Source organism: Demequina sp. (assembly GCA_024707205.1).
Lineage (GTDB): Bacteria > Actinomycetota > Actinomycetes > Actinomycetales > Demequinaceae > Demequina.
On sequence record JANQAD010000001.1, the window covers coordinates 449,541 to 470,399 of the forward strand.

20 protein-coding genes are annotated in these 20,859 nt (G+C 67.2%); 6 read left to right on the top strand and 14 right to left on the bottom strand.

What is annotated here, in order from left to right; translation table 11 throughout:
* Positions 1–72 precede the first annotated feature (72 nt).
* The 4 genes from NVV57_02295 to NVV57_02310 form a co-directional block, all read right to left on the bottom strand.
* Positions 73–264 carry an addiction module protein gene (locus tag NVV57_02295; protein ID MCR6711579.1) on the bottom strand — a complete coding sequence of 64 codons (192 nt, stop codon included), beginning with the start codon at positions 262–264 and terminating at the stop codon, positions 73–75.
* 64 nt (positions 265–328) lie between these two features.
* The gene (locus tag NVV57_02300) at positions 329–685 is read right to left on the bottom strand and encodes a ribbon-helix-helix protein, CopG family (protein MCR6711580.1); all 357 of its coding nucleotides are present in this window, start codon (positions 683–685) and stop codon (positions 329–331) included.
* Positions 678–917: a hypothetical protein gene (locus tag NVV57_02305; GenBank protein ID MCR6711581.1), complete on the bottom strand. Its 240-nt coding sequence runs from the start codon at positions 915–917 to the stop codon at positions 678–680. The genes NVV57_02300 and NVV57_02305 overlap by 8 nt, the downstream gene beginning before the upstream one ends.
* A gap of 232 nt (positions 918–1,149) precedes the next feature.
* Positions 1,150–1,431, bottom strand: coding sequence for a hypothetical protein (locus tag NVV57_02310; protein ID MCR6711582.1), 282 nt, complete (start codon positions 1,429–1,431; stop codon positions 1,150–1,152).
* Between the two features lie 174 nt (positions 1,432–1,605).
* Here NVV57_02310 and NVV57_02315 point away from each other — a divergent pair, with 174 nt between their 5' ends.
* Positions 1,606–2,229 (top strand): hypothetical protein, encoded by a 624-nt coding sequence (locus NVV57_02315; protein MCR6711583.1) that lies wholly within the window; start codon positions 1,606–1,608, stop codon positions 2,227–2,229.
* Positions 2,230–2,241: 12 nt separating this feature from the next.
* Here NVV57_02315 and NVV57_02320 read toward each other — a convergent pair whose 3' ends face one another.
* Genes NVV57_02320 through NVV57_02350 form a run of 7 tightly spaced genes read right to left on the bottom strand, consistent with a single transcriptional unit; the run spans position 2,242 to position 10,945 of the window.
* Positions 2,242–3,609, bottom strand: a complete 1,368-nt coding sequence (locus NVV57_02320; protein ID MCR6711584.1) for an NAD-dependent succinate-semialdehyde dehydrogenase — start codon at positions 3,607–3,609, stop codon at positions 2,242–2,244.
* A gap of 10 nt (positions 3,610–3,619) precedes the next feature.
* Complete coding sequence (locus NVV57_02325) at positions 3,620–5,080, bottom strand: NAD-dependent succinate-semialdehyde dehydrogenase (protein ID MCR6711585.1); 1,461 nt, start codon at positions 5,078–5,080, stop codon at positions 3,620–3,622.
* Complete coding sequence (gabT, locus tag NVV57_02330; protein ID MCR6711586.1) at positions 5,077–6,417, bottom strand: 4-aminobutyrate--2-oxoglutarate transaminase; 1,341 nt, start codon at positions 6,415–6,417, stop codon at positions 5,077–5,079. Before gabT ends, NVV57_02325 begins: the two co-directional genes overlap by 4 nt.
* A 14-nt stretch (positions 6,418–6,431) precedes the next feature.
* Positions 6,432–7,754: an aspartate aminotransferase family protein gene (locus NVV57_02335; protein MCR6711587.1), complete on the bottom strand. Its 1,323-nt coding sequence runs from the start codon at positions 7,752–7,754 to the stop codon at positions 6,432–6,434.
* A gap of 11 nt (positions 7,755–7,765) precedes the next feature.
* On the bottom strand, positions 7,766–9,247 hold the full coding sequence (locus NVV57_02340) for a CoA-acylating methylmalonate-semialdehyde dehydrogenase (protein MCR6711588.1): 1,482 nt from the start codon (positions 9,245–9,247) through the stop codon (positions 7,766–7,768).
* A 22-nt stretch (positions 9,248–9,269) separates the two neighbouring features.
* Positions 9,270–9,563: a cupin domain-containing protein gene (locus NVV57_02345; GenBank protein MCR6711589.1), complete on the bottom strand. Its 294-nt coding sequence runs from the start codon at positions 9,561–9,563 to the stop codon at positions 9,270–9,272.
* Entirely contained in the window at positions 9,560–10,945 is a 1,386-nt protein-coding gene (locus tag NVV57_02350) for an FAD-binding oxidoreductase (GenBank protein MCR6711590.1), read from the bottom strand. Before NVV57_02350 ends, NVV57_02345 begins: the two co-directional genes overlap by 4 nt.
* Before the next feature lie 126 nt (positions 10,946–11,071).
* On the opposite strand from NVV57_02350, the gene NVV57_02355 reads away from it, so the two are divergent.
* From NVV57_02355 to NVV57_02365, 3 genes are read left to right on the top strand one after another with little or no spacing between them, the layout of a single operon-like run.
* Positions 11,072–11,308 carry a type II toxin-antitoxin system prevent-host-death family antitoxin gene (locus NVV57_02355; GenBank protein ID MCR6711591.1) on the top strand — a complete coding sequence of 79 codons (237 nt, stop codon included), beginning with the start codon at positions 11,072–11,074 and terminating at the stop codon, positions 11,306–11,308.
* Entirely contained in the window at positions 11,305–11,727 is a 423-nt protein-coding gene (locus tag NVV57_02360) for a type II toxin-antitoxin system VapC family toxin (protein MCR6711592.1), read from the top strand. Before NVV57_02355 ends, NVV57_02360 begins: the two co-directional genes overlap by 4 nt.
* Before the next feature lie 51 nt (positions 11,728–11,778).
* The gene (locus NVV57_02365; protein MCR6711593.1) at positions 11,779–13,233 is read left to right on the top strand and encodes an aspartate aminotransferase family protein; all 1,455 of its coding nucleotides are present in this window, start codon (positions 11,779–11,781) and stop codon (positions 13,231–13,233) included.
* 228 nt (positions 13,234–13,461) lie between these two features.
* Here NVV57_02365 and NVV57_02370 read toward each other — a convergent pair whose 3' ends face one another.
* From NVV57_02370 to pflB, 3 genes are read right to left on the bottom strand one after another with little or no spacing between them, the layout of a single operon-like run.
* Positions 13,462–13,710 (bottom strand): hypothetical protein, encoded by a 249-nt coding sequence (locus NVV57_02370; protein ID MCR6711594.1) that lies wholly within the window; start codon positions 13,708–13,710, stop codon positions 13,462–13,464.
* Positions 13,677–14,267 carry a 4Fe-4S cluster-binding domain-containing protein gene (locus tag NVV57_02375; GenBank protein ID MCR6711595.1) on the bottom strand — a complete coding sequence of 197 codons (591 nt, stop codon included), beginning with the start codon at positions 14,265–14,267 and terminating at the stop codon, positions 13,677–13,679. Before NVV57_02375 ends, NVV57_02370 begins: the two co-directional genes overlap by 34 nt.
* A gap of 31 nt (positions 14,268–14,298) precedes the next feature.
* Positions 14,299–16,578 carry a formate C-acetyltransferase gene (gene pflB / locus NVV57_02380; GenBank protein ID MCR6711596.1) on the bottom strand — a complete coding sequence of 760 codons (2,280 nt, stop codon included), beginning with the start codon at positions 16,576–16,578 and terminating at the stop codon, positions 14,299–14,301.
* A 150-nt stretch (positions 16,579–16,728) separates the two neighbouring features.
* On the opposite strand from pflB, the gene NVV57_02385 reads away from it, so the two are divergent.
* Complete coding sequence (locus NVV57_02385; protein MCR6711597.1) at positions 16,729–19,317, top strand: glycoside hydrolase family 2 protein; 2,589 nt, start codon at positions 16,729–16,731, stop codon at positions 19,315–19,317.
* Between the two features lie 146 nt (positions 19,318–19,463).
* The gene (locus tag NVV57_02390) at positions 19,464–20,801 is read left to right on the top strand and encodes an extracellular solute-binding protein (protein MCR6711598.1); all 1,338 of its coding nucleotides are present in this window, start codon (positions 19,464–19,466) and stop codon (positions 20,799–20,801) included.
* The last annotated feature ends 58 nt before the right edge of the window (positions 20,802–20,859 follow it).

Consider the following 20,859-nt stretch of genomic DNA (forward strand, 5'->3'; position numbering starts at 1 on the left):
CCTTTGGCCATGCATCTGGCATCGCGCGGATGTCCTCGCGTGCGCCAGGGTGCTCGCTCCAGGATGTGCCACTCACCCGTGCGCTTGCGTGCGCTTCGCGTCTATGAGTTCGCGTGCAAGGCGCATGGTCTCCTCGCCGTCAACCAACCCCACGGCGCCGCTCTCGATCTCATCGATCCGCTTGCGCAGCTCGGCGTTCCAGGCGGCGTCGATCGCCGCCTGGTCTCTTGCCGCCTCGTCGGACGCATCCAGTTCTGATGCCATGCGCACGAGTCTACGTTCAGCCGCAGACACGGAGCGGGAGCCCTGTGGAAAACCGTCTCCGTCGTCAGGCGGAGCGGCGATGCTGATCGAGCAGGAGCGCGATAGCCTCGCGCACCAGCTCGGACTGGCTCTTGCCCGTCTCCGTCTCCAGCCGCTTGAGGGCGACGAAATCCGCCTCTGGGACTCGACTCCTGACGGTCGGCGAGGCGCCTTTAGGCTGCTCGCCGAGCCTCGTGCGTCCCGCACGCCGTAGCACTGCGTCGAGGGCTTCTTCAGAGCCGTACTCCGACAGCAGGAAAGCGCGTCCGTGCGCCGCGGCGGCCTCTCCAGTGAGAACTTCCGCTGGAGGTGGCAACTCAACGTTCGGATCTGTGAGGTGGTCCGCGAGCGCCTGCCAGTCTTCCTCGGTCATCTCAGCCATTGGGGTGCTCCTCTCGAAACGCGCGGTACTTAGGACCAAGCTCCATCGCGTGGAAAACGATCGCCGCCCTCCCGTCGCTGAATGTCCTCACCAGGACTTCCACCTCCCGGTCCGTCTGTGCGTGCGCGTGGCCGATGTACAGCCAGACCGTTCCGTCACCCCTGTCCTCGTTGGGAAGCCGGGCAATATACGTCGAGTTGAGCATGACGTATATCTGGTCGTCGCGCGGCACGCCATGCTTCTCGCTTGACGCGGTCCACCGCGGCGTCACCTACTTACCTTAATATGTAGCGCCCATTTATGTCCACTCATTTCGTCCCCTCCATTTACCTCAAATGCGCGACTTGCAAAGCGCCGCCCCTTCCGCCGCCGCCTGGTTGTGCGCCGCCTTGTCCAGCGCTGGATTCTTTGGGGCGATGCCGTTGAGGCTATGGCCGCGCTCCGACTCCGCATGGGCCTCCTGGCTATCTGCGGATAACTGGGCGCCTGCGGCTCGTGTCGCACCAGGTCGCGACCAGCTCCTCCGGGTGGTTCCACGGATCCAGCAACCCAAGAAGCGCCTGGCCGTGGTCGAGCGCTGAGGCGGCCGCACCGTCGGGCCACCCGACGCTGACCACCACCTGGGCGCCGAGCGTCGCCTCGCGTGAGGCGAGCGTGGCTCCCGCGCCCGCATACGCGCCATCTGGCAAGGCGACGCGGGCCTCGTCCTCTGCTACTTCACGAAGGACGCCAATCGAGACCGGCATCCGTATGTCTGGAACGTGACCTTGGACCCTCTTGGCAGTCCGTTTCCGTTGCAGGCCGCCGCGCCCGTGGATAGTGTGCTGGTATCGCAGTGGCGCGGAAACTCCGCGGCAGGGGGCGCGGTCAAGGGGGACTCCCATGAAGAAGATCCCGTTCGGGCAATATGGAGTCGACTCGTGGCACTAGTGCGGGCCGCCTTCGTTCCCTGCCTCGCGATTGTTCTCGCCGGATGCGCTGTGGCTGATGAGCCGAGCGCCAGCCCGGCGGACGGCGACTTCGCGGCCCTTGCCGCAAGCGCGCTCGAAGACGCACGAGCCGACGGCGCGAGCGCGGCGCAGATCAGGATCATCGAGGAGTCCCTGGACTCCGGCGAAGTGTCGTTTGAGGCAGTGCAAGGCGCCGTGCATGCGACGTTTGCGTGCTTCGATGCGGCGGGCGTGCGGTACGAGGAGTTGGCTCCCGCGGTGACGAACGGGATCCTGTTCCCCAGCTACACCTTTGAGGGTGAGGACAACTCCGCGATCGCCGATGAGTGCATTCAGGCCAACTCGAACTTTGTCGAGATGCTGTACATGCGGCAGCCGGTGGCGGTCGAGGCAGCCAACGACGCCTTCGAGGCGGGAATGCCGGTGCTCATTGACTGCCTGCGCCGCCTCGGCTACGAGATCGACGACGACGTCACCGCCGACGAACTCAAGGCGATGCTCGTGATGCAGGAAGACGACATAGGCACGCCGAAGGAACAGGAGGCGATCGACCGCTTTCGATGCGTTGGCGAAGCCGGCATCGACGGCTGGTGATAGCGCGGTCTGCTACGGCCCTACGCGCACCAGCTTCTTGTTGACGAACTCGTCCGCGGCCAACAGCCCCATCTCGCGAGAGGTTCCGGAGCGCTTCACCCCGCCGAAGGGCAGCTCCGGGCTGTCCGCAAGCACGATGTTGATGTAGACCATGCCCGCGTCGATCCCGTTGGCCACGCGATCAGCCTGCTCGGCGTCGGTCGTGTACACGTACGAGCCCAGCCCGTAGCCCGTGTCGTTCGCGAGAGCAACGGCCTCGTCCTCGGAGGCGACCTTGTAGATGGTCGAGGCGGGGCCGAACAGCTCCTCGCGGTAGATGTCGTTGTCCTTGGTGACCCCGGTGAGGACCGTCGGCTGGAAGAACGCGCCCTCGCGCGTCCCACCGGTCACGAGGGTCGCGCCCTGGGCCACCGCGCGGTTGACCTGGTCCTCGAGCCGGTCCGCGGCGGCCAACGACGACAGCGGCCCGATGGTGCTGCTCTCGTCAAACCCGTCGCCGAGCACCTGGGACTTCATTGCGTCGGTGAACTTCTCCACGAACGCGTCGTACAGCGAGTCGATGACGATGAAGCGCTTGGGCGCGTTGCAAGACTGCCCGGTGTTGTCTAGGCGCGCCTCCGCGGCGGCCTCCACCACCGAGTCGAGGTCATCGGTGGACAGCAGGATGAACGGGTCCGAGCCGCCCATCTCGAGCGCGACCTTCTTGAGGTTCGCGCCGGCGAGGGCGGCGACGGCCGCACCCGCGCGCTCGGATCCCGTGACCGAAACGCCCGCGACGCGCGGGTCCGCGATGATCGTCGCGGCCTGGTCGTTCGAGGCGTAGACGTTGACGTACGCGCCCTCCGGGAAGCCCGCGTCCTTGTAGATCGCGGCGATCGCGGCCGCCGACTCCGGACACTGCGGAGCGTGCTTGAGGATGATCGTGTTGCCCACCACCAGATTGGGCGCCGCGAAGCGAGCCACCTGGTAGTACGGGAAGTTCCACGGCATGATCCCCAGCAGCGGGCCGATGGGGCTGCGGCGGATCACGGCCGTGCCCTCGCCGAGGATGTCGATGGGCTGGTCTTTAGTGATCGTCTCCGCGTTGTCCGCGTAGTACTCGGTGATGTCGGCGGCGAAGTCCACCTCGCCGTACGCGTGGGACAGCGGCTTGCCCATCTCGCGCACGATGATCGCCGCAAGCTCGTCGCGGCGCTCGCGGTGCAGCTCGGCGGCGCGGCGCACCAGCGCGGCCCGCTCACTGGCCGACGTTGTGCGCGCCCAGTTGCGATACGCACCATCGGCGGCGCTCACCGCTGCAACGATTTCGGCGTCGGTGGCCGTGGGATACGTGGCGAGGGTCTCGCCGGTGGAGGGGTTGATGACGGCGTACTCGGTCATGTGAGTCTCCTCAGGTGGTGGGGATGAGCGTGTACTTGGTGGACAGGTATTCGTGGATGCCCTCGAGGCCGCCCTCGCGGCCCAGCCCGGACAGCTTCACGCCGCCGAACGGCGCCGCGGCGTTCGAGACGACGCCGACGTTGAGGCCCATCATGCCGGTCTCGAGCCGGTCGATCATGCGGTGGCCACGGGCAAGATCCCTGGTGTAGACGTAGGAGACGAGGCCGTAGTCGGTGTCGTTGGCGAGCGCGACCGCCTCCTCTTCCGTGGAGAACGTCGCGATGGCGAGCACAGGGCCGAAGATCTCGGTGGTCAGGATGTCGCTTCCCGGCTGCACATCGGAGATGACGGTGGGCTCAAAGAACGTGCCCTCACCCTCCACCACCGAGCCGCCCGTGAGGACGCGCGCGCCCTTGGCCACAGCGTCGGCCACAAGGACGGCAGAAGTGGACACGGCGTCGGCGTTGATGAGCGGGCCGATGTTCACGCCGTCATCGGTGCCGCGCCCCACCTTCATGGCGGACACGCGCTCGGTCACCTTGCGCGCAAACTCCTCGGCGACGGACGAGTGCACGATGAAGCGGTTGGCCGCCGTGCATGCCTGGCCGATGTTGCGGAACTTCGCGGCCAGCGCGCCCTCGACGGCCGCGTCCAGGTCCGCGTCCTCGAAGACCACGAATGGCGCGTTGCCGCCCAGTTCCATGGACACCCGCAGCACGCGCTCTGAGGCCTGGGCGATGAGCTTCTGCCCCACCTCCGTGGAGCCCGTGAAGGACAGCTTGCGCAGGCGCGGATCGGAGATGATCGGCGCCGACGTCTCGCGGGAGAAGTGCGTCGTAAACACGTTAATGACGCCCGCGGGAAGGCCCACGTCCTGGAAGGTCTTGGCCAGGTACAGCGTCGTGAGCGGCGTGAGTTCCGCGGGCTTGACCACCACGGTGCAGCCGGCCGCGAGCGCGGGTGCGATCTTGCGCGTGGCCATCGCGAGCGGGAAGTTCCACGGCGTGATGAAGAAGCACGGTCCCACGGGCCGCTGGGCCACGACCATGCGCCCGGTGCCCTCGGGGTTGAGCCCGTAGCGTCCCGTGACGCGCACCGCCTCTTCGGAGAACCAGCGCAGGAACTCGTTGCCGTAGGCGACCTCGCCGCGCGCCTCCGCGAGCGGCTTTCCCATCTCGAGCGTCATGAGCAGCGCGAACTCGTCGGCACGCTCGCGCACCTTCTCGAACGCGGCGCGCAGCAGCTCCGCCCGCACTCGCGGGGCGGTCGCGGCCCACTCGTCCTTGGCGGCCACGGCGGCGTCCAGCGCGCGCACGGCGTCGCCCGCGCGGGCCGACGCTATGGTCGCGATGACCTTGTTCGTCGCCGGGTCGTGCACATCGAGGGTCTCGCCGGCTGCGGCGTCCACCCACCCACCGCCGATGAACAGTTGGGTGGGTACTTTCGCGAGCAGCTCTTCTTCGCGGATCATGGGATGTCCTTCAGCACGGATTCGACCACGTCGAGCCCCTCGGCAAGCAGAGCGTCGGGGATCGTGAGCGGCGGCAGGAAGCGGATGATGTTGCCGTACGTGCCGCACGTGAGCACCACCACGCCTTGCGCGATGCAGCCCTTGGCCACGGCCGACGCCAGGGCCGGGTCCGGCTCGTGCGTCCCCTCCTTCACGAACTCGACGGCCACCATGGCCCCGCGGCCGCGAACGTCACCGATGCGGGCGTCGGCCTCTTGCAGGGCGCCGAGCCGCGAGAACAGCGCCTCGCCGATCTCCTTGGCGCTCTCGATGAAGCCCTCGGTCTCGAAGGCCTCGATCGCGGCGAGCGCCGCGGCACAGGCGATGGGGTTGCCGCCGTAGGTGCCGCCGAGGCCGCCGGGGTGCGTCGCGTCCATGATCTCGGCGCGGCCGGTCACGGCCGCGAGCGGCAGGCCGCCCGCGATGCCCTTAGCCGTGGTGATCAGGTCTGGGACGATGCCGAACAGCTCGGAGGCGAACATCGCGCCAGTGCGCGTGAAGCCCGTCTGCACCTCGTCGGCGATGAAGACCACGCCGTTCTCGTTGCACCACGCCTGAATCGCATTGAGGAAGCCGTCCGCGGGGACGATGAAGCCGCCCTCTCCCTGGATGGGCTCGATGATGACCGCCGCGAGGTTGGCGGCGCCAACCTGCTTGTCGATCACCGAGATGGCCCGCTTCGCGGCGTCCTCTCCGCTGAGCCCATCGTGGAACGGGTAGCTCATGGGGGCGCGGTAGACCTCGGAGGCGAACGGCCCAAAGCCGGACTTGTAGGGCATCGACTTGGCCGTCAGCGCCATGGTCAGGTTGGTGCGGCCGTGGTACGCGTGGTCGAACGCCACAACGGCCTGACGCCCGGTGAACTTGCGCGCGATCTTGACGGCGTTCTCAACGGCCTCGGCCCCGCTGTTGAACAGGGCGGACTTCTTCGCGTGGTCGCCCGGCGTGAGGCGGTTGAGCGCCTCGGCCACGGCCACGTAGCCCTCGTACGGCGAGATCATGAAGCACGTGTGCGTGAAGGCCGCGGCCTGACGCTGGACGGCCTCGACCACCTTGGGGTGCGAGTTGCCAACGCTCGTGACGGCGATGCCGGCTCCGAGGTCGATGAGCGAGTTGCCGTCCGCGTCCACGATCACGCCGCCGCCCGCGGCCACGGCCGCGATTGGCACCGTGTGCGCCACGCCCACGGCGACGGCGGCGGCCTTGCGCTCGAGCAGTTCGCGCGAAACCGGGCCCGGGATCTCGGTGACGATCCTGCGTTCCTGGGGCAGCGTCGGGCCGCCGACAACTGGAGTCATACTTGCGATGCTAGTCACGAAGCCACCTCCGCGTCGGCGACCGCGAGAGCCTGGTCGAGCACCGCGAGACCCTGCTCCAACTCCGCCTCGGTGATCACGAGCGGCGGGGCAACGTGCATGCGGTTGAAGTGCGTGAACGGCCACACGCCGCCCGCCTTGGCCGCGGCCGCGAAGGCGGCCATGGGCGCGTTGGCGGGGCCGCTCGCGTTGAACGGCACCAGCGGCTCGCGGGTCTCGCGGTTGCGCACCAGCTCCACCGCCCAGAACAGTCCGGTGCCGCGCACCTCGCCCACGGACGGATGAGTGGAGAGCCAGCCCTCGAGGGTGGGGCGCACCACGCGTTCACCGAGGTCGCGGACTCGTTCAAGGATCCCGTCACGCTCGAAGACGTCGAACGTCGCGACGCCGGCCGCACATGCGAGGGGGTGTCCCGAATAGGTCAGCCCACCAGGAAAGACGGTGTTGTCGAAGTGCGCCGAGATGCGCTCACTGATGACCACACCACCGAGCGGCACGTACCCGCTGTTGATGCCCTTGGCGAAGGTGATGAGATCCGGGGCGGCCCCGTCGGTCTGCCACGCGAACCACTCGCCAACGCGGCCAAAGCCCACCATCACCTCGTCCGCGATCCAGACGATCCCGTACTTATCGCACAGCTCGCGCACGCCCGCGAGGTACCCCGGGGGCGGGATCAGCACGCCGTTGGTGCCCACGATGGTCTCGATGAGAATCGCCCCAATGGTGCTCGCGCCCTCGAGGATGATCGTCTGTTCCAGGTGCTCGAGCGCGCGCTGGCTCTCCTCCTCCGGGGTGCTCGCGTAGAACGCGGAGCGGTACAGGTACGGTCCAAAGAAGTGGACGACGCTGGGGTCGGCGGGCTCGTTGGCCCACCTGCGCGGGTCACCGGTCGCGGTGATGGCGGTGGTCGTGTTGCCGTGGTAGCTGCGGTACATCGTCAGCACCTTGCGCTTGCCCGTCACGAGCCGCGCCATGCGCACGGCGTTCTCGTTCGCGTCGGCGCCGCCGTTGGTGAAGAACACCTTGGCGAAGTGGCCACCGGCCACCTCCACCACGCGCCTCGCCAGCTCGCCCCGCACATCCGACGCCATGGCCGGCTGGATTGTGGCGAGGGCTCCCGCTTGGGCCTGGATGGCGGCGACCAGGTCCGGGTGCTGGTGGCCGAGGTTCAGGTTGACGAGCTGGCTCGAGAAGTCGAGGTAGCTCTTGCCCTTGTCATCCCAGAAGGTACTGCCCTCTCCCCGCACCACGTTGACGGGGTTGAGGGTGGCCTGCGCGCTCCACGAGTGGAAGACGTACTTGGGGTCGTTGTCGTTCATGTCCTCAGCCCTCAGTGGTTGCTCGGGAAACCGAGCTCGATCTGCGACTCGCTCGCATCCGGCCAGCGCGTGGTGATGACCTTGGAGCGCGTGTAGAAGTGGATGGACTCCGGCCCGTAGATGTGGCTGTCCCCGAACAGGGAGTTCTTCCAGCCGCCGAACGAGTACGCGCCGATCGGCACGGGGATCGGCACGTTGATGCCCACCATGCCAACCTCGATGTCCTGCTCGAACGCGCGGGCGGTGCCGCCGTCGCGAGTGAAGATCGCGGTGCCGTTCGCGAACGGGTTGCCGTTGATGATCGCCACCGCCTCGTCGTAGGACGCGGCTCGCACCACGGACAGCACGGGTCCGAAGATCTCGTCGTCGTAGACCTTCATGCCCGGGCGCACGTTGTCGACGAGGCTCGCGCCGAGGAAGTAGCCGTCGCCCTCGAAGGTCCGAGTGGTGCCGTCGATGACCACCGACGCACCCTCCCCTGCGGCGGCCGTCACATAACTCGCCACACGGTCGCGGTGCTCGCGGGTGATGAGCGGGCCCATGTCGGTGGCCGAGTCGGCGCCGTCGCCGATCGTGAGCTTTGCCGCCCGCTCGCCGATCTTGGCGATCACCGCGTCGGCCGTCGCATCGCCAACCGCAACCAGCACCGAGATCGCCATGCAGCGCTCCCCCGCCGCCCCGTACGCCGCGCCAACCGCAGCGTCGGCCGCGGAGTCGAGGTCAGCGTCGGGCATCACGATCATGTGGTTCTTGGCGCCGCCAAGGGCCTGCACGCGCTTGCCGTTCTTGGCGGCGGTCTCGTAGATGTAGCGCGCGATCGGGGTGGAGCCGACGAAGCTGACCGCGCCAATACCAGGGGCGTTGAGCAGCGAGTCCACGGCCACCTTGTCGCCGTGGACCACGTTGAACACGCCCGCGGGCAGTCCGGCCTCCTCCCACAGCGCGGCGATGAAGTTCGCGGCGCTGGGGTCCTTCTCACTCGGCTTGAGGATACTGGCGTTGCCGCACGCGAGAGCGGAGGCGCTCATCCACAGCGGCACCATCACCGGGAAGTTGAACGGCGTGATGCACGCGACCACGCCAACGGGAGCCTTGATGGTGTGCACGTCTACGCCACCCGCGACGCCGATCGAATGTTCTCCCTTGAGCAGGTGCACCAGGCCGGCAGCGAACTCGACATTTTCGATGCCGCGGCTGACCTCGCCCTTCGCGTCGCTCAGCACCTTGCCGTGCTCGCGCGTGACGATCGCGGCGAGTTCGTCCTGGCGCTCCACGAGCAGCTGGCGCATGCGGAAGAAGACGTCCGCGCGCCTCACCAGGCCCGTCGCAGCCCACTTCTTCTGCGCGGCCGCGGCCACCTGGATGACGTGCGCGACCTCATCCTCGGTCGCGAACGCGACCGAGCCGGTCGCCTCACCGGTGGCAGGGTTGTAAATGGCGCCGGTCCTGGCCCCATCGCCAAAGGCCGATCCCCCAACGTGATGCTTCAACATGCTGTATCTGTTTCCTTCATTGTTAACTGAGGTACACCTTGCGGAGGGTCTCGCGGACGGTCCACACCGTCTGCATCCCCTCCTCGAGCCGGACCACGCTGCCCGGCCCAATGTCGATCGCCGGCAGCGCCGGCTCGTTGAACTCCACGGTCGCGTCGCCCTCGAGCACCACGAACACCTCCTCGGCCTCCGTGTCGGGGTAGACGCCGGGCTCGCAGACCCACACGCCGACCTCGGCTCCGCGCCACTCGCCGAGCGCGCCCTCAGCGTCCGCGCCATATCGCTTACCAGGGACCATGTTCATTTCACCGCTCACGAGTCAAACCCCATGCCGACCGCGTCCAGGGTCTTGAGCAGCAGGTTGCGCTTGCCCTTGTTGTGGTCCGCGCGGTCAAGCGACCAGCGGGTCGCGGCGATGCCTGCGGCCGCGAGAGGCTCCGGCGGGAACGGCACCGGCCGCTCGCGCACCATCTGCAGCTGCGTCCGCTCGGTCTCGTCGCCGTCCAGGAGATCGAGCATCACGTTCGCGCCAAAGCGAGTGGCGCCAACGCCCAGCCCGGTGAAGCCCACCGCGTACGCGACCGTCCCCTTGCGCGCGGTCCCAAAGAAGGCGCAGAACCGCGTGCACGTGTCGATGGCCCCGGCCCAGCGGTGGGTGAACGTCACTCCCTCCAGCTGAGGGAACGTGGTGAGGAAGTGTGACGCGAGCTTCTGATAGCTCTCCGGTCGGTCCTCATACGCGCGCCGAACCTTGCGGCCCGGGTGGTAGATCGCGTCGTAGCCGCCAAAGAGGATGCGGTTGTCGGCGGTGAGCCGGTAGTAGTGGAACTGGTTGCTCGAGTCGCCGATGCCAAACCGCCCCTCCCAGCCGATGCTCTTCATCTGCGCGGCCGAAAGCGGCTCAGTGACCAGCACGTAGTCGTACACGGGCACGGTCATGAGCCGGTTGCGCTTCAGCAGCGCCGGGAACGCATTCGTGCCCAACGCAACCCGGCGGGCGGTGACGCGGCCGCGGTCTGTCACCAGCGTCGGGCCGTCCTCAAGCGAGCGAACGGGAGTGAACTCGAAGATCTGGACGCCAAGATCGGTGGCCACGCGCGCGAGCTCCGCCGCCATCTTGGCCGGATGCACCAGCGCGTACGCGCCCTTCTCCAGTAATCCACCCTGGTAGGTGGGCGAATTCACCAGCGCCCGGGTGGCCTCGGCGCTCAGCGCGTCCGGGCCCAGCCACTGCACCTGATGCGGCTCGGTGGCCACCTGCAGGTAGCCGTTGCGCTCAAAGTCGACGTCCATCCCGTAGCGCTCGACAGTCGCCTGATACTCGTCGAGGTTCTTGAGGCCCTGGCGCGTGAGTTCCGGCATCTCGTCGGGCCAGCGACGCTCGCCGTTCTCCTCGCCGTGCGTGAGGCTGGCGTCGCAGAACCCGCCGTTGCGGCCCGACGCCGCCCAGGCCACGCGCCGAGCCTCCAGCAGGATGACGGACCGGTTGGGATCGCGCTCCTTGGCGAGCACCGCCGTCCACAGACCCGAGAAACCGCCGCCGACGATGACGAGATCCGCGTCGGCGTCGGTGTCGAGACGCGGGAACGAGGGACGAGCGATGTCGTCGAGCCAGAACGGGGTTAGGCGGGAGTCCGCGAGCGCGGCGCGCACAACTTCGTCGTTCGGTGCATGGCGTTCGAATACCGTGGCACCCACGGGTTATCACTCCCTGTCGGGGCGCCGCGCGGGGGCGGCTCCAAGGAGAATCCAACCCGACGCGGTGGCAGCTTGGCAAGTAGAGGCAACATCGCGGCTATGTCTCACCGGTGATACACTTGAGCTATGGCGAACGTGACGGTACGTGAACTGCGAAATCACGGCGGCGACGTGCTCGATCGCGTCACACGCGGCGAGTCGCTCGTGGTCACGCGCGACGGGGTGGCCGTCGCGCAACTGCGACCCCTGGCCCCGCAGGGCGTGACTGCGGAAGAGCTCATCGCGAGACGGCGCGCACTTCCCGTCGTGGATCCCGAGGCTCTGCGCGCCGACGTCGACACAGTGCTGGATCCCGGCCTGTGATCAAGACGCCCGCCGAGCGCGGACTACTCGACACCTCCACCCTCATCCTGCTCGGCCGCATCGCGGACCCAGCCGACCTGCCTCGCACCCCAATGATCAGTGCGATCACGCTGGCCGAACTCTCGGTGGGACCGCTAGTCGCCTCTTCAGACGCAGAGCGCGCCGCACGCCAGGCGCATCTGCAGCAGGCCGAGTCTGACTTCGACGCCGTCCCATTTGACGCCGCAGCGGCGAGGGCGTTCGGTGGGGTGGCCGCATCACTCAGAGCCCAGGGGCGCACGACGAAGGCGCGCGCATATGACGCCCTCATCGCAGCGTCGGCCATCGCCCTGAACGTACCGCTCTACACCTGCAACCCGCGCGACTTCGAAGGCATCGATGGCCTCGACGTGCGAAAGGTGCCGCACCCAGATCACTGACGCGTGGCGTCGGGCATCCAAGGGCGATACCCTGGCGACGGCACAGTTGCTATGCCCCACCAGCGCCAGGCCGGCGGCGGGGACTACCTCAAGCACTGCAGCCCACTGCCAGGCCGGGTGGGCGGAGGCATCATGGCCATCACCCTTGACCGCGAACGCATCAACCAGCTGATCGCGGAACAGACGGAACTGCTCAACAACAACACCCAGAAGTCGCGCGAGATGTACGAGCACGCGTCGCAGCACCTGAGCGGCGGCGTTGCGTCGTCCTACCAGGGGCGTGACCCGTGGCCCATCTACATCGCGTCGGGCGCGGGCGACCGCATCACGGATGTGGACGGCAACGAGTACTACGACTTCCACAACGGATTCGGCTCGATGGTGCAGGGGCACGCGCACCCCGCGATCGGCGAGGCCGTCGCCAAGCGCTTCCCGCTCGGCACCCACTTTGGCGTGGCGACTGAGGACTCGGTGATCGTCGCCGACGAGCTGGCCCGACGCTGGGGCCTGCCAAAGTGGCGGTTCACCAACTCGGGGTCCGAGGCCACGATGGACGCCATCCGCATCGCCCGCGCCTTCACCGGCCGCGACACGGTGATGAAGATCTTCGGCTCCTACCACGGGCACCACGACACCGTGATGGTCTCGATCGGCGTGGAGTACGACAAGATCGGCGACCGCGAGAACTACGCCTCGTTGCCTTACGGCGCCGGCATCCCGCAGGCCGTTGTCGACATGACGATCGCGGTGCCGTTCAACGACGCTGGCGCGATGGAGCGTCGCATTGAGCGCCTCGCGGCCGAGGGACGCCTGCCCGCCTGCGTGATCATGGAGGCCGCCATGATGAACCTGGGCGTGGTCCTCCCCGAGCCCGGCTACCTCGAGGCCGTGCGGGATATCACGCGCCGCCATGGCATCGTGCTGATCTTCGACGAGGTCAAGACCGGCCTCGCGATCGCGGCGGGCGGCGCCACGGAGAAGTTCGGCGTGCTGCCGGACATGGTGACGCTCGCCAAGGTGCTCGGCGGCGGGCTGCCGTCCGGGGCCATCGGCGGCACCGAAGAGGTCATGGCGGTTGTCGAGGACGGCACCGTCTACCAAGTGGGCACGTACAACGGGAACCCGCTGTCGATGGTCGCCGCGCGCGCCTCGCTCGAGGAGGTCCTCACTCCCGAGGCCTACGAGCACCTCGCCGCGCTCAACGACCGCATCGTCGGCGGCTGCCAGGCCGTCATCGAGAAGTACGACCTTCCGGGGTACGCGATCGGCATCGGCTCCAAGGGCTGTGTCACCTTCTCCACCACCAAGGTCGTCGACTACGAGACGTTCAAGGAGAACCAGGACGTCCCGCTGTGCGACCTCGCGTGGCTGTGGAACATGAACCACGGGATCTTCATGACGCCCGGCCGCGAGGAGGAGTGGACGCTGTCCGTTGTCCACACCTTCGAGGCCGTGGACGAGTACGTGCGCGTCTTCGACGAGCTTGCGGCTGCCCTGACCGCGTAACAGGTGTGGGCGTCGGGCCGCTACTGAGGTGCGGCCCGGCGCCCGCTTTAGCGGGGGATGCGCGCCCCGTAGGCTCCGCACGGAACGTGTGACAGGTGGGGCTGAAGTGACGCCAAAAACGCCCCAACCGCCAGTGTGAGTCACATCTGTCACAGCAACCGTGCGGAGCTTTCGGGGGGCCGACGCTTTGGTCACCCGAGCGCCATACCCCGCCCAAGCGTCGGGCAGTTACATGGCGTTGATGCCGTGCGCGAGGAACTGCCCGCGCACCCGGTCCACGAGCTCCGGGGACGGCGAGCGGGTGTCTCCAAGCAGGTAGGGCTCGCCCGTGAGCTCCCACTTCTCGCGGCCCAGCTGGTGGAACGGCAGCACCTCGAGCCGTTCCACGGCATCCAAGGTCTCAACGAAAGAAGCGATCGCCTCCACGTTCTCCTCAGCGTCCGTCAGCCCTGGTACCAGCACGAACCGGATCCACATGGTCTTGCCCAGCCGCGACAGCCGCTCGGCGAAGTCGAGAGTCGGCTGCAAGGGCCGCCCGTGACCCGCTGATAGGTCTCCGGCAGCCCGGACTTGATGTCGAGGAGCGTGAGGTCCACGTAGTTGAGGTCGTCATCAGACAGGCGAGAGCCCAGCAGCCCGGCGGTGTCCAGCGCCGTGTGAATCCCCAAGTCCTTGCAGCGCTTGAACACATTCATCACGAAGCGCGCCTGCAGCAGCGGCTCGCCGCCACTGACAGTCAAGCCCCCACCCGTGACCTTCATGATGGTCGCGTACCTGGTGACCCGCTCCATGACCTCGTCAACGGTGTGCCGCACCCCGTCGCGCATGCGCCACGTGTCCGGGTTCTGGCAGTACTGGCAGCGCATGCCGCAGCCCGCCATGAACAGCGTCATTCGCGTGCCGGGGCCGTCGACGCCCGTGGAGAGGTCCCACGAGTGCACCGATCCCGTGAGGTGATCTCGCAGCTCTTCGGACGCGGCGAGCTCGGCGTCGGCCACGTGCATGGGCGGCGACAGCAGCACTGGTTCATTCATGACAGCTCCCCGGGGAAGGAGGCGGACCGGGCTAGAGCCCAGCGTGGAACGTCCGGCTCAGCACGTCGAGCTGCTGCTCGCGCGTGAGGCGAACGAAGTTCACCGCATAGCCTGACACGCGGATCGTGAGCTGCGGGTACTTCTCCGGGTGCTCCATGGCGTCCTCGAGCGTCTCGCGGTTGAGCACGTTGACGTTGACGTGGAAGCCATGCGACACGTTGTACGCGTCCAGGATGCCCACCAGGTTCTTGACCTGCTCCGACTTGTTGCGGCCAAGGCCGGAAGGGGTCACCGTGGTGGTGAGCGAGATGCCGTCCTGGGCCTGGTCGTAAGGCAGCTTCGCCACGGAGAGGGCCGACGCTAGGACGCCGTGGTTGTCGCGTCCATTCATCGGGTTGGCACCTGGGGCGAACGGCTCGCCCGCGCGCCGACCGTCGGGGGTGTTGCCGGTCGCCTTGCCGTAGACCACGTTCGACGTGATCGTGAGCACGGACTGCGTGTGCGTGGCGTTGCGGTAGGTGGGCTGCTTGCGGATCTTGTCCATGAAGCGGCCAACCAGGTCGACGGCGATGTCGTCTGCGCGGTCGTCGTCGTTGCCGTACGTGGGGTACTCGCCGTCGACGATGTAGTCGATTACCAGGCCGGACTCGTCCCGAACTGGGGTGACGCGCGCGTACTTGATCGCGGACAGCGAGTCGGTTGCCACGGACAGGCCGGCGATGCCGCAGGCCATGGTGCGCAGGATGGTCTTGTCGTGAAGGGCCATCTCGATGCGCTCGTAGGCGTACTTGTCGTGCATGTAGTGGATGCAGTTGAGCGCGTCCACATAGGTCTCTGCGAGCCAGTCCATGAGCTTGTCGAAGGCCGCGTAGACCTCGTCGTAGTCGAGGACGTCGCCGGCGACGGGAGCGGACACGGGGGCCACCTGCTTGCCGGAGACCTCGTCCCTGCCGCCGTTGATCGCGTAGAGCATCGCCTTGGCGAGGTTCACGCGAGCGCCGAAGAACTGCATCTGCTTGCCCACGCACATCGCGGAGACGCAGCACGCGATGGCGCTGTCGTCGCCCCAAGCGGGACGGATGAGCTCGTCGGACTCGTACTGGATCGCGGACGTGTCGATGGAGACCTGCGCGCAGAACTCCTTGAAGCCCTCGGGCAGGCGATCGGACCAGAACACCGTGAGGTTCGGCTCCGGGGCCGGGCCCAGGTTGTAGAGGGTCTGGAGATAGCGGAACGACGTGCGCGTCACGAGGGAGCGCCCGTCCTCTCCCATGCCGCCGATCGTCTCGGTGACCCAGGTGGGGTCGCCGGAGAACAGCGAGTCGTATTCCGGGGTGCGCAGGAAGCGCACGATCCGCAGCTTGATGACGAAGTCGTCGATGATCTCCTGAGCCTCAGACTCAGTGATCACGCCCGCCACGAGATCGCGCTCGATGAAGACGTCGATGAACGTCGACGTGCGGCCAAGGGACATGGCCGCCCCGTTCTGCTCCTTCACCGCGGCGAGGTACGCGAAGTACAGCCACTGGACCGCCTCGCGAGCCGTCGCGGCCGGGCGCGAGATGTCGAAGCCGTACGACGCGGCCATCTGCTTCAGTTCGCGCAGCGCCTTGATCTGCTCGGAGTTCTCCTCGCGGTCGCGAATCACGTCCTCGGTGGAGCGCTCCATGTCGAGCTCCATGCGGTCGACCTTCTTCGCCTCGATGAGCGCGTCGACGCCGTACAGGGGCACGCGCCGGTAGTCGCCGATGATGCGGCCGCGCCCGTAAGCGTCGGGCAGCCCGGTGACGATGTGGGAGGAGCGCGCCGCGCGCACGTTGGGGGGATACACGTCGAAGACGCCATCGTTGTGCGTCTTGCGGTACTGGCTGAAGATCTTCTCGAGCTCGGGGTCAACGGGGTAGCCGTAGGTCTCGAGCTCCTTGACCACCATGCGCCAGCCGCCGAACGGCATGATCGCGCGCTTCAGCGGGGCGTCGGTCTGGAGGCCGACGATGACCTCGTTCTCCTTGTCGATGTACCCGGGCCCGTGAGACGTGATCGAGGCCGGCGTCTGCCAATCGACGTCGTAGACGCCCTTCTCGCGCTCCTCGGGGAACATCGCGCTGAGCTTGTCCCAAACCCCCTTGGTGCGCTCGGTGGCGCTAGCGAGGAACGAACCGTCGCCCTCGTACGGGGTGTAGTTCGCCTGGATGAATCCGCGCACGTCGATGGAGTCGCACCACTCGCCAGCGGTGAAGCCCCTCCATGCGTGCGCACGCGGGTCGTCGGAGTCGCTGATAGCGCCGGGGTTGACGGTCTCGATTGTCATGTCTGCCTCCCAAGGTGGTGGAACCACTCTGTGTTGATTCCAACTTAGGCGCCTCCGCGGCCAAACGCATGGGACCTAAGTACCCAAGTTCCGGGGGCCCGACGCCGTGGCAGACTTGGGTTCTCCACCCACCTTGGAAGGCCTCACGCTGTGACGATCATCGCCAATTCCCTCACCGAGGGCTGGAACCTCACCCACATCGGCGGCGACGCGCCGGCACCGATCTCGGGAGCGACCATCGAGGCGGAGGTGCCGGGTTCCACCCACGTTGACCTGCTGCGGGCGGGCCTGATCCCGGACCCGTACTTTGGCACCAACGAGCGGGACCTGCAGTGGATGTGGCGCTGCGACTGGCGCTACGCCACCAACTTCGCCGCCACGGAGCCCACCGAGGGCGAGCGCGTGGACCTCGTCTTCGACGGCCTGGACACGGTCGCGACCATCAGCCTCAATGGCCGCGAACTCGGCCGCACCGCGAACATGCACCGCTCCTACCGCTTCGATGCCCGCGAGGCGCTCAACGCGGGCGACAACCGCCTCGAGGTGGACTTCGACTCCGCGCTGGAATACGCGCTCGCCAGGGAGGAGCGCCTCGGCGACCGGCCGCGCCCGCAGCCGAGCGAGAAGCTCATGGCCGAGGCGGCGCGTCAGGGCCTCATCGACGGCGACCCTGAGGAGATCCTCGCGAAGGGCCGTGTCTACCCGCACCCGTTCAACGCGATCCGCAAGATGGCGTGCTCGTTTGGCTGGGACTGGGGGCCAGACCTGCAGACGGCCGGCATCTGGAAGGGCGTTCGCATCGAGCGCTGGCGCGTTGCCCGGCTCGCGAGCGTTCGGCCCCTCGTGACCGTCGAGGGCACCACGGGAGTCGTCACCGTGCACGTCGAGATCGAGAGGGAGTCCGACGCTCCGCTCACCGTGGTTGCCAAGGTGGGCTCCGCGGAGGCGAGGGTGGAGATCGACCCGGCCACAGCGTCGGGCAGCGTGAGGGTTGAAGTGCCGAACGCCGCCCTGTGGTGGCCGGCCGGCTACGGCGAGCCCACGCTCCACAACCTGACGGTTGAGCTGCACAGCGCCGACGAGCACCTCGACACGTTTGAGCGCCGCATTGGCTTCAGGACCGTCACGATCGATAAGGCCGACGGCGCGTTCACCTTTGTGGTCAACGGCACCAAGGTGTTCGTCAAGGGCGCCAACTGGATTCCCGACGACCACCTCATGACGCGCATCACGCGAGAGCGCCTCGAGCGGCGCGTGGACCAAGCCCTCGCCGCGAACATGAACCTGCTGCGCGTGTGGGGCGGCGGCATCTACGAGACGGACGACTTCTTTGACGTGTGCGACGAGCGCGGCGTGATGGTGTGGCAGGACTTCCTGTTCGCATGCGCCGCCTACGCCGAGGACGCGGAGACGGTCGCGGAGGTCGAGGCCGAGGTGCGCGAGAACGTCACTCGCCTCGCCCCGCACGCATCACTGGTCATCTACAACGGCTCCAACGAGAACGTGTGGGGCTGGTGGGACTGGGGCTGGCAGCAGGCCATGGCCGCCGCGGGACTCGAGGGCTGGGGCCAGAAGTACTACGAGGAGATCCTGCCCGCCATCCTCGGCGAGTTGGACCCCACGCGCCCCTACACGCCGTCCTCCCCGTTCTCGACGCACCCATACGACGAGACGGTCTACCCGAACGACCCCACCGTGGGCACCGTGCACGAGTGGAAGGTCTGGAACCAGGTCGACTACACGCACTACGCGGACTACGCGCCGCGCTTCTGCTCCGAGTTCGGCTTCCAGGGGCCCGCGACGTGGGCCACGATGCTCGAGAACCTGCCGGCGGAGGGCTTCGACAAGACCTCGGACGTGTGGCTCGCGCACCAGAAGGCCGACCGCGGCAACGACAAGCTGCTCGCCGGCTACGTGCCACATCTGCCGGACAGCGACGACTTCGAGACCTGGCATTGGATCACGTCGCTGAACCAGGCGCGCGCGATCGAGTTCGGCATCGCCCACTACCGCTCGTGGTGGCCGCACACCGCGGGCGCGATCGTGTGGCAGCTCAACGACTGCTGGCCCGTGACGTCTTGGGCGGCTATCGACGGAGAGGAGAGGCCCAAGCCTCTCTACTACGCGCTCAAGAAGGTCTTCGCCCCTCGCCTGCTCACCTTCCAGCCCCGTGGGGCCGACGGGTCGCTCGCCGTGGGCGGAGCGGCTCACCTTGTCGCGGTGAATGACACCGACGCCAGGTGGAGCGAGACGCTCACCTTCACGCGCATGGCGCTCGACGGCACGGAGCTCGCGGTGGCCACGGCGTTCCTGAGCGCGGGACCCCGCGAGACCGTGACCATCGAGGTGCCGTCTCACGTGCTCGCAGCCGTGGACGCGACCGGCGAGGTCCTGGTTGCCGACGCCGGCTACCCGGGAGACATGGACCACGTGCGCGCGGTCTGGACGTTCGCGGAGGACAAGGACATCGCGTACGTGGCGGCGCCGTTCACGGCCACCGCCAGTCGCGTCGACGGCGGGTACCGGATCGAGCTGCGCGCCACCGGATTCGTGCGGGACCTGACCGTGCTCGCCGACAAGGTGGACCCGGGCGCCGTCGCCGATACGGCCCTGCTCACTCTCCTGCCGGACGACCGCGCGGTGGTGACCATAGCGTCGGACCGCGAAGTGGAACCCGACGCATTCCTGGCCCCGAATGTGCTCGTTTCGGTCAACTCGCTGGTGGCAAACGCTCGCTAACTGGCGAGTAACTCGAAACGTTTCCAATAGGCGCCCGGATCGTAACCAATCCGTGACCCAGCGGGCGCTCGAAACGATTTGCGTGACGCTACAGTGGCATTGCGTCCCAACGAGGGGGCGCCGCATGAACCAAAGGGGATTCAACAATGAAGTGGACTCGATCCCGTACGGCGACGGTGCTCGCTGTTGGTACGGCCTCGGCGCTCCTGCTCTCCGCCTGCTCCTCCTCCGAAGAGCCCACCAGTTCGCCCTCCGCGACCTCGGCGGCTCCGGTCGACAAGACTCCTGTCACCCTGAACGTGAACTACTGGGGCAACTTCGGTCTTGAGGATGGCACGCTGATCGCTGCGTACGAGAAGGACCACCCGTGGGTCACGATCAAGACCAACATCGGTGACTACGCCGCACAGCACGACGCTCTGACGCAGGCGCTCATCGCCGGCTCCGGCGCTGCGAACGTCGCGGCCATCGACGAGGGCTACATCACCGGCTTCGTCGCCCAGGCTGACGGCTTCGTCAACCTGCTCGACCTCGGTGCTGGCAAGTACAAGGAGAACTACCTCCCGTGGAAGTGGGCCTCGGCCTCCAACGCGGACGAGTCGGTGACCATTGGTCTCGGCACGGACGTCGGCGGTCTCGCCCTCTGCTACCGCACTGACCTGTTCGGCGAGGCTGGCCTGCCCACCGACGAGGCTGGCGTGAACGCCCTCATCGGCGACACGTGGGACGGCTTCATCAAGGCTGGCGAGCAGTACCAGGCCGGCATCAACGACAAGAAGAAGCACTGGGTGGACAACGCCACCAACATCCTGAACCCTGTTCAGACTCAGCTCGGCACTGGCTTCGCGTACTACAACAAGAACAACGAGCTGGACATGGACTCCAACAAGCCGGCGTTCGACGTTGCCATGAACGTGATCAACGCTGGTCTGTCCGGCAACATCGCGCTCTGGTCTGACGACTGGAACACGGGCTTCGCGAACGGCTCCTTCGCCGTTCTCGCCTGCCCCGCGTGGATGATGGGTTACATCCAGGGCCAGGCTCCTGAGACCTCCGGCAAGTGGGACATCGCTGACATCCCCGGACCTGGCGGTAACTGGGGTGGCTCGTGGTGGACCGTTCCGGCCCAGTACGACGAGCACACGACGCAGGAGGCTTACAACTTCGTCGAGTGGCTCATCCAGCCTGAGCAGCAGATCACGATCTTCAAGACGGTCGGTAACCTGCCTTCGCAGGAGTCGCTGTACACCGACCCGTCCATCCTGGACTTCAAGAACGAGTTCTTCTCGAACGCTCCTGTTGGCCAGATCTTCACGAAGACCGCTGCCGACATCCCTGGCCCGATCTACTACGCCCCCAAGAACTCCGCGGTTTCCACCGCTGTTCAGGGTGTGCTGAACGACGTCCAGGCCGGCAAGATCAAGCCCGAAGACGCTTGGGACGCTGCTGTCGCTGCCGCTCAGAAGGCGGACGCTGCCGCGTAATCCGAACCACGTCACTATGCGGACGGGGGCGGGTCGCAAGACCTGCCCCCGTTTTGCG

Bases quoted from the DNA above. Each gene is read 5' to 3' on its own strand.
- NVV57_02365 (MCR6711593.1), top strand. From the start codon at position 11,779: ATGCCCCACCAGCGCCAGGCCGGCGGCGGGGACTACCTCAAGCACTGC.
- NVV57_02335 (MCR6711587.1), bottom strand. From the start codon at position 7,754: ATGAACGACAACGACCCCAAGTACGTCTTCCACTCGTGGAGCGCGCAG.
- NVV57_02370 (MCR6711594.1), bottom strand. From the start codon at position 13,710: ATGTGGATCCGGTTCGTGCTGGTACCAGGGCTGACGGACGCTGAGGAG.
- gabT (MCR6711586.1), bottom strand. From the start codon at position 6,417: ATGACTCCAGTTGTCGGCGGCCCGACGCTGCCCCAGGAACGCAGGATC.
- NVV57_02340 (MCR6711588.1), bottom strand. From the start codon at position 9,247: ATGTTGAAGCATCACGTTGGGGGATCGGCCTTTGGCGATGGGGCCAGG.
- NVV57_02355 (MCR6711591.1), top strand. From the start codon at position 11,072: ATGGCGAACGTGACGGTACGTGAACTGCGAAATCACGGCGGCGACGTG.
- NVV57_02325 (MCR6711585.1), bottom strand. From the start codon at position 5,080: ATGATCCGCGAAGAAGAGCTGCTCGCGAAAGTACCCACCCAACTGTTC.
- pflB (MCR6711596.1), bottom strand. From the start codon at position 16,578: ATGACAATCGAGACCGTCAACCCCGGCGCTATCAGCGACTCCGACGAC.
- NVV57_02310 (MCR6711582.1), bottom strand. From the start codon at position 1,431: ATGCCGGTCTCGATTGGCGTCCTTCGTGAAGTAGCAGAGGACGAGGCC.
- NVV57_02295 (MCR6711579.1), bottom strand. From the start codon at position 264: ATGGCATCAGAACTGGATGCGTCCGACGAGGCGGCAAGAGACCAGGCG.
- NVV57_02390 (MCR6711598.1), top strand. From the start codon at position 19,464: ATGAAGTGGACTCGATCCCGTACGGCGACGGTGCTCGCTGTTGGTACG.
- NVV57_02375 (MCR6711595.1), bottom strand. From the start codon at position 14,267: ATGAATGAACCAGTGCTGCTGTCGCCGCCCATGCACGTGGCCGACGCC.
- NVV57_02300 (MCR6711580.1), bottom strand. From the start codon at position 685: ATGGCTGAGATGACCGAGGAAGACTGGCAGGCGCTCGCGGACCACCTC.
- NVV57_02320 (MCR6711584.1), bottom strand. From the start codon at position 3,609: ATGACCGAGTACGCCGTCATCAACCCCTCCACCGGCGAGACCCTCGCC.